Here is a 17636-nt window from a genome sequence, read left to right as displayed (position 1 = left end):
GGTCTCGCCGGTATCGCTGACGGTCTCGCTGAGCCAGCCGTTGGCGTCGTAGTGGTAATACCACTGGCTGCCGTCCGCACGGGCTTCCCAGAGCAGGCGCCCCAGGGCATCGAACCGGCGGCGCAGCTCGCGCCCATCGGGCAGGGTTTCCGCCACGCAGAAGCCGAGCTCATTGTAATACCAGCGGTGGTCGCGGCCGTCGGGAAGGTGCTCGCGCACCAGCTGGCCACGGGTGTCATAGACGTACTGGGTGGTGCGGCCATCCGGGAGCCGGGAGCCGGTGAGACGGCCTTCGTCGTCGTAGGCCCACTGATGCACACCGCCGTCCGGGTCCTGCCGGGCAACGATGCGGTCGCGTTCATCGTAGTGGAATACCTGGGTGTTCCCTAAGGCGTCGGTCACCCGGGTCAGGTACTGCTCGGGCTGATAGTCGAACCGGAAATCGTAGTGGCCGTCCTCGCCGTGGGCGCGTAGGCACCGGGCCTCGGGGCTTTCGCCGTCCCAGTGAAAAAGGAAGTGGTAGCCGGTAGGCAGTTCCCGGTTGGCGATCTGGTGGCCGTTGTAACCATAGCGCTCGGTGCCGCTGCCGGTACCGGCGGTAATCAGGTTGCCGGTTTGATCGTAGTTGTAACGTGCCAGGACCTGCCGGCTCTCGTCCTGGTGCAGTTCGATCTGTTGGATTCGGTCGCCGCCCTCATAAATGAACGCCAGGCGCTTGTGGGGTGACAGCTCAATCCGGGCCAGACGAAGCTGGGCGTCATAGGCCAGGTTCCACTGGTGCCCCATCCGGTTCTGAACACGGGTAGGCCGCCAGGTGCTGTCCCCCCCATGGGTCATGATCCAGACGCAGCCGTCAGGCTCGGTCAGCATCATCCGGTCGTCCTGTTTACGCTCCAGGCGCAGGCCGGCGGCCGCCTGCCAGGCGATGCCTCCTTTCGAAAGCAAGGGGAACCGGATGGGACGGGCCTCATGATCCAGGGCCCAGGTGGCCTCCTCGTCCTGCCAGATCACGCGCAGGCAGTCAGCAAACCAACCAGCCCCCAGGCCCAGGTCCCGGGCTGTCTGGCGCGAACGATAACGACGCCGCCAGTGGAACGGCATGGGCGCCGCCACCGAGAAGTCTTCCAGAATGAGGATCTCTTCCCCCGTAACGGGGGCGACGGGATCCCCTTTGCACTGCATCTGATCAGTCGTTGGACCGGTATCCTCCCGGGCCGCACCCTGCGGGCTGGGCGCGGAGCCGGCCTGCCCCGCCCCGGCACCAGTGCCTGCACCACTGCCAGTCCCAGCGGCGGACTGCGAGCGCATTTGCGAGGCGGGCTCACCTTCAGCCGACTGACTCTGACCAGCTGAGGCGGTAGCCGGCCTCGAACCGCGCCGGACCTGGATGGTTCCATCATTGAGCAGGCGGGCCACGCGCTGGAAGGTCATACCCGGGGCCTGGGCGGGAACACGGTCCCCGGTTCTTCTCAGCAGGTTTTCCCAATCCGGGGCCTGTTCGGAGAACTTGAACCGGAAACGTTCATGCAACCAGCTCCGCCAGCCCTGCAGGGATTCCTGCTTGATGCCATCCCCGGCCCCGTCCGCCTGGGAGACCGCGAAAGCAAAGGCGTCCCCGTTATCCGCAATCAGTTCAATAGGTTTCGATTGGCTCATGCGTTCCCTTGCTCAGCTCTGATTCTTCATTTGACCCGAATCCATCCGTTCAAGGCCTCATCCATGCCAACTGACAGCCGAAAGCCCCACCAGGTGGCTTTCATCCATCTCCAGGACAGCGCAGGGCCCGGTCCAATCCCGCAACCGATACCCCGCCTCCAGCCAGGCCCAGTTGTAGAGGCTACCTGCTACCCCCAGTTGTCCCAGCGGCGCCTCGGGAAATTCCCAACGCACTTGCGCCCCAGCCCAGCCCCCCAGCTCTCCCAGAAAAGGCAGCAGTCGTTCCAGATTGTTGTCGCCCCCGGTGCCCGGGCAGACAAGGGCTTCCGGGTTGGCCAGGGTCTCGCGTCCCAGGTTCAGCAGTTTGCCGACATCGGTCTTACCATCGAGACGCCCGTCCATGCGGGCCAGCTCAAACGTCATGCCCTTATCGGAAGGCGCCCATTCCAGGGCCAGTGCCCCTTCAACCCCCTCCTCGCCTGGCTCAGGGGCGTAGGCGGCAATAACGCGGCCGGGAGTGGCCAATCGGTTGAGTTGGCCCAATGCCAGCGCCACAGTCCCACGCCCGAACCCGGGCTCGGCAACATCTGCCAACTGGGCGCGCCACCAGTCCCGTTCAGCCCGCTCACCTTCTGGAAGCACAACCCAGTTCGGTTTGTCGGCATCCAGTAACGGCCGAACGCGTCTCAGCAGACGACTTTGATTCGACTCGTCCGCGCGCGGCTCGATCAGACATTGCCCCTGTTCATCCGGCTCCAGGGGCGAGGCAGTGAGCCCGGGCGCCAGGAGATCGGCAGCAGGCCAGCTCCCCAGCTGCCCTTCCACCGATGTCAGTGCCCAGCGCACCATTGGCCTCCCTGTAACGAGGTCGCAGCACCCTCAACGGCATCGGCACACCAGTGCCAGAGCCGGCCCCGGAAGCCCAGCGGCAGGGTATGGAACAGCTGCTGCCACGGCGCCTGCGCGATGGCCTCACCCCAGCATTGCGGCTCCCGATGCCGCTTCTCTTGATCCCCGGTAAGCCAACGGACTTCCCTGTGAGCCGTCTCCTTGAGTTGTTCATCGTGCTGGAGGCTGGTGAGCCATGGCACAAAGCGGCTCTGGCAGCTCATACCCATCAGCTTGATGACTTCTTCATCCGTCATGTAGGGCGCCAAAGCATTAACCAGTGAGGAAGCTCCTTTTGGGGCACAACACACCAGCAAGGGCGGCAACCAGTGTTCCCAGAGCGCGCCCTCCCCGGCCTGCCAGAGCTCAACCGCCACCTCCACGGCATTCACTCCCTCCGACCGGGCCCGAGCCCAGGCTGTCCACGGCTCTGGTAACGTATCGGCCCGGTTGCGCCAATACAGGGCCCGCGCTGCCCACACCTGGGAAAACCAGGCTGAGGGGAAGCTTTCCGGGCAGGGGAGGCTGGCGTAATGCGCGGCCAGCCACCACGCGGCCGCCTTGCCTCCCTCGCGCTCAAGCAGCAACTGCTGTACCCGGGCCAGTTCCCCCGGCCAGAAGCGATCCCGTGCCTCCAACAAGAGAGCATGCTGTTCAGGATCCGTTTCCAGCGTTGCCACCAAGGCCTCATCAGCCCCCTCTCTCTGGACCAGGGGCGATTCCAATGCCCCTCGATCCATGGCAGCAAGCAGTTTGCGGTCGTGCTGCCTCAGATGGCCAAGGTCCGCGTAATCACTGGCAATCAGCTCCGCCCTCTGGCCCAGGTAAAGCGCTAGTTCGTCTTCCATATTCGACGGGTCCTGGTGATGCGTCCCTGTTTGATGCCGCGCGCCGGGCTACCTTCTTTTCCTGGAGCCGGTCTTCCCATGGGCTGCCCCCAGAAATCCCGGAACATGATCAAGGGGGTCGTAATCCACATAGACCTTGATATCGCCAGAGCTGATCGCCTCGGCCAGGTCATTGATGAGGTCCTCAAGGTCCTGTGGCTGTTCCCATGGAGACCGGTAGACGTCCATCCATAGATCCAGCAGCTTATAGTTGAACGGGTCTTCCCAGGCATCCGCGATGTCTTCCAGGATGTAACGGGCATACGCCCAGCACTCCGGGACATCCGGCCAGCGGGATCCTCCCGCTTCCTCGCGCTGCAACATAGTGGTGAAGACGTGGATACGACCCAGACAGTCCGTCAGAAAGTGCTCTCTCGTGCCTAACATCCGTTGTTCCTTGATCCCTGCGCTCAGTTGAGTTTGATGGCGGAACCCTGAAGACTGATGGTGGTGCCCTGCAGGTTGATTTGGGTACCCTGGACGGAAATCTTTCCGGAGCTTTCCAGAGTGATGCTGGCAGCGCCGGCCTGAAGGGTGATGCTGGTTCCCGCGCTCACGGTAATGGTCTGGCCTGCCTTGACCGTCTGGCTGCCACCGATGTCCGTTGCCTGATCACCGACGATCCCCACTGTCTGGTTACCGCCGACATCTTCTGTCTGATCACCGGTGATATCCACTGTCTGGTTATTCTTGACCGTCAGGGTGTCGTCATTGCCGACCTGGGTTTCCCGGTCATTACCAATGTCGTCGGTCTCATCGTTCTCAACCGTCAACTCATGGTCTTTTTCGGCATGGAGGACCAGCAGTTCCTCGCCTTTATCATCGTCGAACCGGATCTCATTGTAGTTCGCCTTCCCGCCTTTGGTTGTGGAGCGGGAGCGGATACCAGAGGAGTTGTATTGGTCCTCGGGCGAATAGGGCATCCGGTTGTCGCCATTGTAGACGGCACCGGTGATCAGTGGCTGGTCCGGGTCGCCATTGACGAACTCCACCATCACTTCCTGATCCACGCGCGGCAGAAACTGGGCTCCAAAGCCCTCGCCAGCCCAGCTGTGGGCAACACGGATCCAGCAGGAGCTCTTATGGTTATACTTGCCCTCACGATCCCAGTGGAATTGCACCTTGACCCGGCCGTGTTCGTCCACGTGGATTTCCTCGCCGGGCGCAACGGTAACCGTCGCAGTCTGGACGCCCGGAATATGGGGCTTTTTCAATCGCCTGGGGGAGTAGGGCTCCTCGGTGGTAATGCATTCAAAGTTATTGTGGAAGCTCACCCCTTCCCCGGCTGTGCCATCTTCGCTGTTGATCGGCGCGCTCGCTTCAAGCAGCATCCGGGTAATCACAAACTCGTTGGGCGAGGGAATCTCGTCCTCGTGTTCCTTGAAGGAGAACGTCAGGCCCACGCCAAAAGAGGCGTAGTCCGAAACGCCCCTGAAAATCTTGGCCTCCTGGGTCAGCCCCTGAAGATGCGTCTCCGCCAGCTTGGTGTTTTGGTTCAACGGTTTGTCTTCACCGATGTACCGATAGAGTTCCCTTTGCCCGAATGTTTTGCCGGGTACCTTTTCCTGGGTGCTATCCGTTACATCTTCCTTGGGTTTGGTGAAGTCAAAACTCTGTTCCACCATGGCATTAGGGGTCGCGCGGAACCCGGTATACCAATTGGAGATCTGGCAATCGCCAGTGTAGCCGGAACGGAATACCACCTGGTTTTCCTTCGCGGGCTGGTAGGCGTTCACATTGTCCGTGATCACCATCTTGTGGGCGGACCTGGAATGCTCAAAGAAGAAAAACAGGCCTTCCTGAGCCAGTAGTCGGCACACAAAGATCCAGTCGGTCTCGTTGAACTGGACGCAGTATTTGTAGGTATGCAGCGTGGACTCGATCTTCTTCGACAGAGCAACGCTGTGTTCTCCCAGCACGGTTTCCACGATGTCCATCGCGGTTTCGTCCTGAAAGATTCGGCAATTGGTTCGGTTGGTCGCAGACCAGGCACGGGGAACGATCACCGCTTCATAACGCTGGCCGTCGCTGTTATGCATCGGCTTGCCCAGCTCACGGATCGTTCTGATGTGGCCGTGAAAATAACGCTCCTCGGCACCTGCTTGGCCGCTGAGCGTGAGGATAATCGTTACCGGCTCACCGACCTGGCCTTCAACATCCGAAATGCGGGAATTGGCTACAAACCGGGCGTGGATCTCAAAGAGCCGGGACATCCCCTCGTTCACGCGCACGTGTTCCAGGGCCAGGGCGTCTTTGCCCAGCGAGCTTTCAATCTTGATGTGGTGATGCTGCTGTTCCGTTGCCATGAATCTTTGAACCATCCTGGTCGGTCTAACAGAATCAGGAGAGGGCTCGGCCCTCTCCTGTCGACAATGGCTAGTGCCATCCTTACATCTGCTGGCCCTTCACGCCGCTGTAACCGTAGACCAGCGGTGCTGTGGCCGCGTTGGTGTCGTCAGTCGGTGTGACGGACATGGTCATCTCGGTGTAGCTGATCGTGATGGACTCCTGCGGACGATCCCCATCAACAGAGACGCTGAAGTCCGAGATCATGGCATCGGTAAGCTCGATTTTCATGATCTCTTCAATCTTGTCGCCCTGCTTGGTGAGGTAAAACGTTGCCGGCTTACCCTTACCAATGGTGGCTTCCTTGAACAGGTCGGGAGACGCCTTGTCCTGCCGCTTCGTGATGGTGATATCACCAAGACGGGTTGCGGAGGCTTCACGATCCATCGCGGTACCAGTCGGCGCCGCGATTTCCCGATGGACGTTGAAGTCCAGGGTGTCCACTGTGATCAGATCCTTGTATTCCTCAGCGGTTGCTTCACCCTTCAGGCCACCATATTCGAGGTAGGTATTGGTTTGCATTGATTAGCTCCTTTCTTAATTGCGTTACGTCCTGTAACTAGGACAGTGGCGATTTGCCCTTTGCCGAAGCGCCGGGCATACATTCCGGGCCCTTATCCAAGGGCCCCAGAATACTACTCAGGCTTGACCGGACACTTTCCGGTCCTGCTGAACTCCTTTTCCGATTCAAGGTATGCAATCTCGGCATAATTAAGACGCCAGCTCCCTTCCTCTCTGACATACTCAATGTGAAGTGAAGTGGGACCCCCGCTTTCATCAAGGCCATTGATTGTGAGGCAACCCTTCTTCCCGTTGATAATCCGTTCATGCTGACCCATGCGCTTTGAAAGCGTTTCGGGGAGCGCGGCCAGAACAGGGAACTGCTCTCCGAAGGATCCTGTGCCTTTACGGAACTCGGTCCTGTTATCCGCTGAGATACTGCTCTCCACTATCGCGTCATATTCCTTCGCAGCCACTAGCCTGGCGTACTCCTTGAACCGCTCATGAAGCACCTCCCGCTCACCAACAGCGGCACAGGAGACAACAAAAAGAAGAAGCAAAAGAACACTGTTCCGCATTGCTTTAATCAACCATAACCTCCTTCATTATTCTATTTTTCCGTCTGTCTGCATTAAGGGCCCTTGCCGCCCTACACAACAATCCTGAACACGCCTGGATCAGCTCAAACGGATCGAAGCTTCCGGACAGCGTTATACTTCCCGCTCCGTAGAAGTGATAAGAAGCATCATAGGCAATATCACCATTCTCAGCTTCCCGGAAGGTAATGGAGGCTGCCTTGAGCTTTGCTCCCAGCCCCTGGAGGGCAGGGTCACCGTTAAAGGTCACCACACCTGCTGCCCCTTCAACCTTGACCTTGCCATTCTCAGTGACTTTTACCTTGAAGTTCTTCGTGCCCGTAACAAGGCTTGTTGTTACGCCTTTATTCTTGGAGTAGGAAAGCTCCAGAATTCTACCAATCGAAACCTTTATCTTTGCTCTTGTGAACATTCGAAAATCCCTTTACTGAGCAACTTCAACCTTCAGTTCATCACCGGCTACCGACAGGCTCACCGGCCCCGGTTTCTTCTCGTCACCCAGGCACTCAAGTACCCGGCGCGACATCACTGGCAGCACTTCCTGCTGGAGGATGCGCTGGATGTTGCGCGCGCCGGAAGTGCTCTCGGTGCAGCGGTCCACGATGGCCTCGATGACGTCGTCGGTGTAGTTGAGCGTCGAGTCATGGTGGCGCTGGATGCGCTCGGCCACCCGGCCCAGCTGGATGCGGGCGATCTCCCCGAGCTGGGTGCGCTCAAGCGGCTTGTAGGGCAGCACCGAGGTGCGGCCCAGGAAGGCCGGCTTGAAGATGGTCAGTAGCTCATCCCAGATGGCCTCCTTCAGCGCCGTGGGTTCCGGAGCCGTGAGTTCGTCGGCATAGAGGTCCGTAATCATCCCGGAGCCCGCGTTGGAGGTCATCAGGATGACAGTGTTGCGGAAGTCCACATCCCGGCCCTCGCCATCGCGCAGCTGGCCCTTGTCGAACACCTGGTAGAAGATGTCCTGCACACCCGGATGGGCCTTTTCCATTTCATCCAGCAGAATGACGCTGTAGGGCTTGCGCCGCACGGCTTCGGTCAGCACGCCGCCTTCGCCGTATCCCACGTAGCCGGGTGGCGAACCCACCAGCTGGGAGAGCTTGTGCTCTTCCTTGAACTCGGACATGTTGATGACGATCATGTTGTCTTCGCTGCCGTAAACCTGCTCCGCCAGCGCCAGGGCCGTCTCGGTCTTGCCCACGCCGCTGGGGCCCACCAACAGGAAGACGCCCAGGGGCTTCTTCTCGTCCGCGAGATCGGCGCGCGCGATCCGGATGGTCCGCGCTATGTCTTCAACGGCATGGTCCTGGCCACGCACCCGGGCGCGGAGCTGCTCATCGAGAGCCAGCACATTGGCCGCCTCGTCTGACTGCATGCGGCCGACGGGGATCCCTGTCCAGTCGGCCAGAACTTCCGCAACCAGCTGCTCATCCACCTGCCAATGCACCATGGGTTCCACGCGCTCGGACAGGCTGGCTCGGATCGCGTTCAGTTCCTCAAGCAGTTCCCCATCCGCTGCCTCGCTCAGCTTCTGCCCAAGCTCACGAGCGGACTGAACCTTCTCCTTTTCATCCGCCCAGGCCGCTTCCAGCTCCGCCAGCGAATCCTCCAGCGTGTGCAGCTGGGTGGCGACCTCGTCCTGACGACGACCATGTTCAACGCCCATACGACTTTCGGCACCAAGCCGTTCCGCCTCGGCCTGGAGGCCGTTGTAGCGCGCCCTTGCCTGCTCCAACGCAATGGGGAGGCTTGCCTGGCTCATGGCCACGCGGGCACAGGCGGTATCCAGCAGAGCTACCGCTTTATCCGGCAGTTGCCGGCTGGCGAGATAGCGCGTTGACAGGTGAACACCGGCCCGAAGAGCGGCATCAGTGATGCCCACGCCATGATGCGCTTCCAGTGTGGGTGCGATGCCGCGCAGGATCTGGACTGCTGTTTCCTCGTCCGGCTCATCGACCTTGACCACCTGGAAGCGTCGGGTCAGAGCCGCATCCTTTTCGAAATACTTCTTGTACTCGGCCCAGGTCGTGGCGGCGATCATGCGCAGCTCGCCCCGTGCCAGGGCGGGCTTGAGAAGGTTCGCCGCGTCGTTCTGGCCGGCTTGATTGCCGGCGCCGATCATGTTGTGAGCCTCGTCAATGAACAGCAGGACCGGCTGGGAAGCGGCCTTGACCTCGTCAATCACGCCCTTGAGCCGGTTTTCAAATTCGCCTTTCACGCCCGCCCCGGCCTGGAGCAATGCCAGATCCAGTGTGAGCAGGCGCGCGTTCTGAAGGGCTTCAGGTACCTGGCCTTCGGCGATACGGCAGGCCAGCCCTTCCACCACAGCTGTCTTGCCAACGCCCGCCTCGCCCGTGAGGATGGGGTTGTTCTGGCGGCGCCGCGTCAGGATATCGATCATCTGGCGGATCTCGTCGTCCCGTCCCAGAACCGGATCGATGCTGCCTTCGCGGGCCTGAGCGGTCAGATCAATTGTGTACTGATCAAGGTGTTGCTCCTTCCCGGCGCTTGGCGCGGATTGTGACGCAGTTTCCTCACCCACACTGTCGCGCAGGGCCGGCCAGTCATGGAGGAGGCGTTGCGCATCCAGCTGCTCCAGCTCCTTGGCATAACGCGTCGCCAGCGAGGCTGTGGCTGGGTCATTGAGCAGGGTGTAAAGCAGAGTCGCGCCCCGCATGACGGGTTCACCAAACTCAATGGAGGTATCCAGCCAGCATTGCCTGAGCAATTCCACCAGCCGTGGTGAAAGGCTGGGTGTCGCGCCGCTGCCGGTCTTGAACGATTCCAGCGCCTGGTCCAGCTGGCCTTCCAGCCGCCCCCTGTCCACGCCGTAATGGTCCAGCATCTGGACCAGGTCCGGGTCGCGCTCTGCAAACAGCGACTTGAGCAGGTGCTCAATCTCAACGCTGTGGTGAGTGCGTTGATGGCATAGACCAACAGCCCGCTCCATGGCACTGCGGGCGGAGCTGTTCATCTTTTCCACCAGTGATTTCAATGTCATCGATGACATAACGGCTGATCCTTTCCCTAGGTTGGATGGAAACTGATAGTCACCCATCGAGGCGATGAGTGAAGTGCTCTGATGAAGCTGTCGGTGCCCAGGCGTCCCTGTCGCGACAGCTGCACGTTGTCGACTTCCGCCAGGTTTGCCACGGCTCGGTAATGGAGCTTCAATCCGGTTCCGACCAGCTTGGTGCTCAATTGGCCCACCGTTTTGCTGACACGCCCGCCCGGCAACAAGGATTTCAATTGCTCGTTATCCTGAGGCTGGAAGACAATGTTGGCTCCCTTGTCGGCAATCCAGGCGCTTTTCCCCAGCATGGCCTCGCCAAGACGGGCATACTGCCCCTCCGCCAGCCCACGAGCAGGCATCCGAGTCTGGTCGCTCACCACCACGGACTCCCACCCACCCTGCATGGGCTCAACCGATACCGGCATGTCGGCCACATCCTCCAGCAGACGCTTCAGGGTCGAGGCAGAACGCGGCCCGCGTGCCAACGCGGCACCGTAATGGATTTCCCAATCCGGCCCGCTTCCCGTCAGTGAGCGCAATATGCTGGTGAAGACATCCTGGTCCTTACGCTCCTGGTGCACCGCTGGCTGCGTCTTTTCCCAGCTGCGATAAAGCAGCGACAGCAAACGGTGATTAAACAGGTCCAGAAAATCCTTCAATGCCGGGGAGCGGGATTTGAGCTGGGACAGGACCACCTCGGTGTAGTGGGCCGGGAGCGCCCCTCGCGCTCCGGTCAGCCCGAGGCTGTCCACCGTGAGTTCCGCGCTCAGAACGCCCCGCGGCAGCCATTCTTCCCGGGCCTCGACCAGGTCCTGGCCAGCGAATCCCATATGCTGACTGGTTCGAAAGCGCACCAGTTCCTGACTCGGCCAGCCATCATGGCCAACACGATGGTAGGACGAACGCTCATCCCGGATCTGGCGCTCAATCCGCCAGACCGTCCGGAAAAAATCCAGGCTGCGGGCAGAGGGAGCGATACTCATAGCAGCGCCTTCTCTCCGATGCGTGCAGGCCAGACGTGATAATCCTGATTCTGGCTACTGAGCCGGATGCGCAACCGTGTAAAACTGTTGATCTGGGCAAAATGCGCAAAGAAGCGATCCAGAACCGCGGAAAACAGATAGATACTGGTGCCGGCATAACGGGGCTTGGAAAAGGTGATCGTGATCTCGCTGCCACGGCAGATGCCACGCTGGACTCCACTCCCCACCCGAGCGACCGTTGGCTTGATCACGACGGCCTCAATGCCATCGATTAGCGCCTGTGACTCCGGCGTCTTCTTGAAATCGTGGAGCTGAAGGACCGTCTTGAGCCGCTCACAGGCATCCTCACCCGCGAAATGGTCCAGGGTCAGGTTCTGGACGAACTGCCAGCGACTCGCATCGTCCAGTTCAGGCCGCACTGTTGCCGTGGGTGCCACCAGCGCATTGGCATGCTTCACCAGTGGTTCCGATACCGCCTTGAAACGCGGCTCACCGCCCCCGAACGGCAGGCTGGTCGGAATGTTCCGGTTGCAGCACTGGGCCCGGACAACCAGCATCTCGTCCTTGGGCAGGGCCGCCTTATCCTGTTGCTCGAACCGTTGATCCACCAGACTCAAATAGGACTCGATGCCCGGCTCGTACTGTCCCCCCGCCCAATCGGCATTGCTCCTGTGCAGGTGCCAGTAGATCCCCAACTCTGTCTGCCAGCGGGGATGACCAAATCCATAATACGGTGCCAACTCCCGCACTTCCCCATTGTTGACCAGGTCCACGCGATCAACACCAACAACCTCATAGGCATCACTATTGCGGTAACGCGGCACCAGATGAAACGCGTAGTCCGTCTCGTCCCGGCGCACCGGCTCCAGATTCTCTTCAAACAGGTTAACCGCCGGTACACACCACAGCCGCATGTGGTCGGCTACAAAGCTCTTTTCCTGTTCCGCGGAGCCTTCGGCCAGATAGATGTAGAACTCCACCTCACTGTCGTCGGGCCACTGGTCCGCCAGGCCATCGAGCTGCGCGAACAGGAACTTTTCCGGGAACAGGAAGTGCTCCACCAGAAGCCGGTAGCCCTCAAAGCTTCTCGAGCCGTAGGGCACCATGGCATCCGCTTCTGAAAAGCCGACGGGCTGGATCCTCTGCGCCGGGAAGAACTGGACCTGGCGACGATCATTCACAGGCACCATCGCGAATCCAAGTCCTGTCCTGTGAATCAGGTCATACAGTTCATGGCTCTGATGAGGCTGACCATGGAGATAGAAGCGAAGCCAGGGCGCATTGGTCTCACTCATCGCCACCGGACTGCTGAGCCGAAGCCGGATCACACTGCGTGCCTTTTCCACTCCCTCGGGCCGGGGCGCCTCGAAGGGGCTGTTCTCAAAGACCGCTTCCTGAACCTGAATCGGTGCCACCCATTGCTCGCCCCTGGCTACGAAGCGGCAGGTGGGCACATCGTCGGTCAGTGTTTCAAAGGGCTGACCCTGCTCAAGGGGGGCTGCATGCGTCTGCGCCGGTGCGGGCTCCGCCTGCAGGATCGTCATGGACGGCACGGGCGCCTGATAATCCGGGTAAAGGGTGCCAAGCAGCACATCCGTAAGTTCCGGAAAATGACTGTCCAATCGCTGGCGTATCTGGGCGGTAAGAAAGGCGACGCCTTCCAGGAGCCGCGAGACATGGGGGTCTTCCACCGATTCTTCGCTCATCCGCAAGTGCCCCGCCACCTTGGGGTAGGCTTCTGCGAATTCCGCTCCCTGGCGCCTGAGATAAGCCAGCTCGCGATTGTAGTACTGGAGCAGTTCGTCACTCATGATCAGGCACACTCCTTGAGGGTAACCGACAAACTGACGGGTTCCAGTTCTGAGTCGAAGGCCACCTGCTGCGGCACCGGCTCCACCAACAGGACCGCCTCGATACGAAGGCGCAGAAAACGATCCATGGGCGCCTCGGTATCCTTCATCACCACTTCGACCTGCGTCAGCCGCGGCTCGAACTGGACGATGGTGCGCTTAACCTCGTCGCACAGCCACTGACGCCCGTCCTCAGTACTTAGCTCCATAACGGTGAAATCCGGCAGCCCATAGGTGAGGACCGAGCAGCTCAGCTCACGGTACTCAGAGGGACGCGGGATCCAGCACCGACGCGCGTTGAGCAGCCATTCCAGATCACGCCTGACGGACTGACGGACCTGAGCCAGGCTGGGGCGCAGTGCACCTTCATCCAGGAGCCTGTCCAGCAAGCTAAGCTGGAGTCCGTTACGGGCATCAGAGCTCTGCATGAGGCATTTCTTCCGATGTCAGGCGTTCAACATCCGTAAGCGCTTCAAGCGAAACAGCCTCGTCGCCAACCAGATACATCTTGAGGCCCAGCCCAGTCACAAGACCGCCGGCGTGCTCTACCCACTCGGTCTGGCGCCCAAGCTTGTCTGCATCCTGCTCGCTGGCCGCATACGTCAGAGGAATGAAAGCCTCGCCCTGGCGACCATCCGCCAGCTCGATCAAAGCCCTCCGCCACACCAGCTCAATGGGCGAGGCCGGTTTCTGGAATCGGAGGGCATCAATCTCATGCCACTGCCAGAGGTAATAGTATCCGTCGGTACCCAGGCCCTCGACGTAGCTGTTCAGCGCATCGTCGCAGTCCCGTATGTCACCTTCGGACTCTCCTACCCGAAACCTTTCGCCGACCCGGCTTGCCTCCAGTGCCATGGCAGCTTCTCGGGCCTGCTCTGTTTCACCCTTGGAAAGATGAAGGTGCAGCTTAAGCAGCGCTTCCAGCGACTCTCCTGGGGTCGCAACCACATCGTCGGCCAGCTTGCCCTCACGCAATGCCAACCGTGCCTGTTGAGCCCTTAGAAGCTGACGCAGGTTAGCGGCCCCGGCCACCCAGTCCTGATGGTGACGCACAAGGTGCTCCAGAACGTCATCGGCACGCTCCAGGTCACCGGCAATGCACAGCAATTCAACGAGGCAGGCCCGCAGGTCGCTGGCGCCTGGAGACTGTCTTAGCTCCGTCTGGATCTGTTCGATGGCTTCCTGAAGCTGTCCCGCGGATAGATACTGCTTGATAACATCCATATCGGCTTATCCTTGATCGGTCCATATGTGTCTAGAGGCCTGGCCTGAGCTGCACGGCGTCCTGTAACACTCTCACGTCTGTATTGGTGTAAGTTCGGTGATCAGCCGCATGCTGGTCACAAGCTGATCCAGCTGGAAGTGCGGCTGAAGCCGGATGACCGAGTAATAGCGTCCCGGCTCTCCTACCCGCTGCTTGACCGAGACGCTCGCACTCCGCAACGGGAAACGCGCGCGCATTTCATCCGAGGCGCCTTCCGTCGCCATGGTATAGCTGTGGAGCCAGCGCTGGAGCTGGCTCTCACACTCCTCGGGAGAACGATACCCGCCAACCCGATCCCTCCCCATCACCTTCAAGTAATGGGCAAACCGCGACACGCACAGCGTGTAGTGCAGCATTGCCGCCAAGCGTGCGCTGACCTGCGCCTCGCCACTGTCATAACGGGCCGGCTCCTGCACCGAGGGTACGGAATGCAGCACCAGCATTTCCGTATTCGCCAACGGCATCAGGGGGATAAACCCTTCCTCGGACAGGACCCGTTCCATACGGTCACTGATCTGCCATTCCACCGGACTGCGGGTGGGGAAAATTCGCCCTGCCGAGGACAGAGCCTGGATTGCCGGCATATTGTCGACGGCGCCATGGGCGATACGGCCCTCACGGTAACCGCGAATCTGGGCAAACCAACCGGACTGACAAAACGCCCGGATGGCGACAGTACCGACCGCGAAACACGCATTGCCCCACAGATAATCCGTTGCCGCGTTGTCGTTGGCCTCACGGAAACGAAACCCTTCAGGGCCCCAGCCGGCGTCCGGATAGGGCTGGCGCATCAGCATCCGGGGCATCGCCAGCCCCAGGAACCGTGCATCCTCCCTTTGCCGCAGAGCACGCCATTTGATCAGCTCGGGCTGATTAAAATGATTTTCCAGGTCCGTAACGCTGGCCAGCTCCGCGTAATGATCCACTCCCAGAAGACTCGGGTCGGCGTCCAGTATCAGCGGCGCAAAGGCTGCGGCGGCCACCTGGGTCAGTTCCTGGAGCGTATCCAGATTGGACTGTCCCCCGCTGGTCCGATGGCTGACACTGTAGGCACCCAGTAACAGGCCAAAGGGCTCTCCGCCGGGCTTGCCAAACTCTTCCGAGTAGACATGCCCGAAAAGATGCGACTGGTCGAACTCAATAGCACGTGACAAATCCCGTGCCAGTTCCCGCCAGCTCAGATCCAGCATCTTGACCCGCACACGGGACTCACCATCGTCGTGATGCGCTTGTTCGGTGAGCAGCCAAACGCCTCGCCAGTTCGCCTCCAGAGCCTGCAGTTGCGGGTGATGGAGAATCACGTTGAGCTGATCGTTGATGCGCCGATCAAGCGCATCCAGCGTCTGAACCAGTAACGCTCTGATGGAAGGCCGGTCCCATTGCTTTTCAGGGTCCTGCCGACTCAGCCACATCAGCAACGCGACAAGGTCATCCGCCTCCGCAACAAGCCGCGACGCGAACCCTACATCAGGGATCACCCCCGACTCTTTGGAGCCGGGTCTGTCCAGGTAATCACTGGGCACGAACTGAAGGGCACTGCTCATGGCGCATCCCTGCAAAGGGACGGGGTGCGTGACCCCATCCATGGATTATCCGCTAGCCAAGCCAGGAATTGATTAACCCGCCTCCGGAATCTTGGCGACCATCCGCAACGAGGTGGACAACTCCTCAAGCTGGAGCCAGGGCCGGAGCCAGGCCACAGCATTGTAGGAGCCGGGGCGTCCCGGGATCTCGCGAACCTCTACCCTGGCATCCGCCAGAGGATAGCGCGCGCGGATGTCCTGGCCTCCGCCTTCGGAGCCATTCACATAACCGAGAATCCAGCGGTTAAGCCAGTTCTCCACATCTTCGGCCTCCATAAAGGAGCCGATCTTGTCCCGCGCCATCACCTTCAAGTAGTGGGCGAACCGCGAGGTCGCCATCAAATAGGGCAAGCGCGCGGAGATAGCAGCGTTGGCCGTGGCATCAGGGTTATCGTAGACCTTGGGCTTCTGACAGGTCTGCGCGCCGAAGAATACGGCGTAGTCCGTGTTCTTGTAGTGACACAGCGGCAGGAAGCCCAACTTGCTCAGCTCCGCCTCGCGCCGGTCCGTGATCCCGATTTCAGTGGGACACTTGAGGTCGGGGTCGCCATCGTCGCTCTGGAAAACGTGGGTGGGCAGGCCTTCAACCTTACCTCCCCCTTCAGCACCCCGGATCGCAGTACAGAACCCGTACTTGGCAAAGGCCTGCGTAAGACGGGTCCCCATAACATAGGCCGCGTTCATCCAGCAGTAGTCGTTGTGATCCGCCGCTACAGACATACCCGAGCCCGAGTTCATCTCGAACTCCTCGAAGTTGAACGCCTCCACCGGTTGAGTGGCAGAACCGTACGGAAGGCGAGCCAGCACCCGCGGCATAGTCAGGGTAACAAAACGGGAATCCTCGCTTTCCCGGAATGACCGCCACTTGGTGTACTCCACGGACTCAAAAACCTTCTCGAGATCCCTGGGCTTGGTCAGTTCAGTCCAGTCATCAAAACCGAACAGCCCCGGACTGGATGAGGCGATGAAGGGACAGAAACCCGACGCCGCCACGTTGGACATCAGGCTCAGCGTCTCCATGTCAGTGGGGTGATTACTGAACTCGTAATCCCCAATGAGCGCCCCATAGGGCTCACCGCCAGGGGTTCCGAACTCGGACTCGTAAATCTTCTTGAAGGTTTGACTCTGGTCAAACTCGACGGCCTTGGAAAGGTCCTTGTGCAACTCCTTCTTGCTTACGTTGAGCACCCGGAGCTTAAGGGTCGAACTGGTTTCCGAGTTCATGACCAGATGATGGAGCCCCCGCCATGAGCCTTCCAGTTTCTGGAATTCCTCGTTATGCATAACCTCGGCAAGCTGGCTCGAGATGGCTTCATCAATCGCCGCAATGGCCTGGTTGAAGGTGACGTTGAGATTCTTGTTCCACGTCACCGTCCCCTTCATGGCCTCATCAGTGAGCGTCCGGATCAGCTCGCGTGCCCGATCGCTTTCGGTCTGCTTGGTGGCACCGATGGCCTGATCCAGCAGACTCAGGCTCTCGCTTTCGGCGGCAACCGCTTCTTGCGTCTGTTCTTCGGCACTCATTGCGAGTCCTCCCCTTCCCTGGTTCCGAGTTCATCATTCAGGCTGTTCAGATCGTCGGAATTACTGAGAACCCGCTCCAGTAGCCCCTCAAGCTCTTCCGATCGGTCCACCTTCGTCATCAGGTCACGCAGCTTGTTCCGCGTTTCCATCAATTCACGCAACGGCTCAACCTGATTCACAACGGATGACGGCTCGAAGTCCTCCATACGGTTGAACTCCAGCTCCACCGTCATCTGGGAATCATCATCGGAGAGCTTGTTATCCACCTTCATGGACAGCTTTGGACTCATGCGACGCATGACGTCGTCAAAGTTATCCCGGTCGATCTGGATGAACCGGCGATCCTTGAGCGGTTTGAGCTCGGTATTATTGTTGCCTGAAAAGTCCCCCATCACGCCGACCACGAAGGGCAGTTCCTTCTTGACCAGCGCGCCTTCGGTCTCTACATCGTACGTAATGTGAACCCGCGGCTTGCGGACTCGTGAAAGCTTGTCATGAACGCTTTCCATGTCGGTTTCTCCTTGTCGTCCTCCGGGGCGGTCGCCACC

16 protein-coding genes are annotated in these 17636 nt (G+C 60.0%); all 16 read right to left on the bottom strand.

Annotation, left to right across the window (positions count from 1 at the left end):
• On the bottom strand, positions 1-1656 hold a 1656-nt coding region (locus AC1RQI_RS13005; protein ID WP_481905108.1), incomplete at its 3' end, for a DUF6531 domain-containing protein.
• A gap of 57 nt (positions 1657-1713) precedes the next feature.
• Positions 1714-2505 carry a hypothetical protein gene (locus tag AC1RQI_RS13000; RefSeq protein ID WP_481905107.1) on the bottom strand — a complete coding sequence of 264 codons (792 nt, stop codon included), beginning with the start codon at positions 2503-2505 and terminating at the stop codon, positions 1714-1716.
• On the bottom strand, positions 2487-3392 hold the full coding sequence (locus AC1RQI_RS12995; RefSeq protein WP_481905106.1) for a hypothetical protein: 906 nt from the start codon (positions 3390-3392) through the stop codon (positions 2487-2489). The genes AC1RQI_RS13000 and AC1RQI_RS12995 overlap by 19 nt, the downstream gene beginning before the upstream one ends.
• A 48-nt stretch (positions 3393-3440) precedes the next feature.
• A complete protein-coding gene (locus tag AC1RQI_RS12990) occupies positions 3441-3818 on the bottom strand; it encodes a hypothetical protein (protein WP_481905105.1) in 378 nt (125 codons plus the stop codon).
• Between the two features lie 23 nt (positions 3819-3841).
• Positions 3842-5737 carry a type VI secretion system Vgr family protein gene (locus AC1RQI_RS12985; RefSeq protein ID WP_481905104.1) on the bottom strand — a complete coding sequence of 632 codons (1896 nt, stop codon included), beginning with the start codon at positions 5735-5737 and terminating at the stop codon, positions 3842-3844.
• An 82-nt stretch (positions 5738-5819) separates the two neighbouring features.
• The gene (locus AC1RQI_RS12980) at positions 5820-6299 is read right to left on the bottom strand and encodes an Hcp family type VI secretion system effector (RefSeq protein ID WP_416632713.1); all 480 of its coding nucleotides are present in this window, start codon (positions 6297-6299) and stop codon (positions 5820-5822) included.
• Positions 6300-6412: 113 nt separating this feature from the next.
• Positions 6413-6868, bottom strand: coding sequence for a hypothetical protein (locus AC1RQI_RS12975; protein ID WP_416632714.1), 456 nt, complete (start codon positions 6866-6868; stop codon positions 6413-6415).
• The gene (locus AC1RQI_RS12970; RefSeq protein ID WP_416632715.1) at positions 6861-7286 is read right to left on the bottom strand and encodes a hypothetical protein; all 426 of its coding nucleotides are present in this window, start codon (positions 7284-7286) and stop codon (positions 6861-6863) included. The genes AC1RQI_RS12975 and AC1RQI_RS12970 overlap by 8 nt, the downstream gene beginning before the upstream one ends.
• 12 nt (positions 7287-7298) lie before the next feature.
• On the bottom strand, positions 7299-9881 hold the full coding sequence (tssH, locus tag AC1RQI_RS12965) for a type VI secretion system ATPase TssH (protein WP_481905103.1): 2583 nt from the start codon (positions 9879-9881) through the stop codon (positions 7299-7301).
• Positions 9882-9898: 17 nt separating this feature from the next.
• The gene (tssG, locus tag AC1RQI_RS12960; protein ID WP_416632717.1) at positions 9899-10867 is read right to left on the bottom strand and encodes a type VI secretion system baseplate subunit TssG; all 969 of its coding nucleotides are present in this window, start codon (positions 10865-10867) and stop codon (positions 9899-9901) included.
• Positions 10864-12678: a type VI secretion system baseplate subunit TssF gene (gene tssF / locus AC1RQI_RS12955; protein WP_481905102.1), complete on the bottom strand. Its 1815-nt coding sequence runs from the start codon at positions 12676-12678 to the stop codon at positions 10864-10866. Before tssF ends, tssG begins: the two co-directional genes overlap by 4 nt.
• A gap of 2 nt (positions 12679-12680) precedes the next feature.
• The gene (gene tssE, locus AC1RQI_RS12950; protein ID WP_416632719.1) at positions 12681-13145 is read right to left on the bottom strand and encodes a type VI secretion system baseplate subunit TssE; all 465 of its coding nucleotides are present in this window, start codon (positions 13143-13145) and stop codon (positions 12681-12683) included.
• Positions 13132-13941 (bottom strand): type VI secretion system accessory protein TagJ, encoded by an 810-nt coding sequence (locus tag AC1RQI_RS12945; protein ID WP_481905101.1) that lies wholly within the window; start codon positions 13939-13941, stop codon positions 13132-13134. Before AC1RQI_RS12945 ends, tssE begins: the two co-directional genes overlap by 14 nt.
• Before the next feature lie 72 nt (positions 13942-14013).
• Positions 14014-15525 carry a type VI secretion system contractile sheath large subunit gene (tssC, locus tag AC1RQI_RS12940; protein ID WP_481905100.1) on the bottom strand — a complete coding sequence of 504 codons (1512 nt, stop codon included), beginning with the start codon at positions 15523-15525 and terminating at the stop codon, positions 14014-14016.
• 72 nt (positions 15526-15597) lie between these two features.
• Positions 15598-17088, bottom strand: a complete 1491-nt coding sequence (tssC, locus tag AC1RQI_RS12935) for a type VI secretion system contractile sheath large subunit (protein WP_416632722.1) — start codon at positions 17086-17088, stop codon at positions 15598-15600.
• Positions 17085-17597, bottom strand: a complete 513-nt coding sequence (gene tssB, locus AC1RQI_RS12930) for a type VI secretion system contractile sheath small subunit (RefSeq protein ID WP_416632723.1) — start codon at positions 17595-17597, stop codon at positions 17085-17087. Before tssB ends, tssC (AC1RQI_RS12935) begins: the two co-directional genes overlap by 4 nt.
• Between the last annotated feature and the right edge of the window lie 39 nt (positions 17598-17636).

The sequence above is a fragment of the Salicola sp. AFF1 genome, assembly GCF_056783195.1.
The sequence above is the reverse complement of the archived record's forward strand: the minus strand, read 5'-3'. Positions and strand labels throughout refer to the sequence as shown.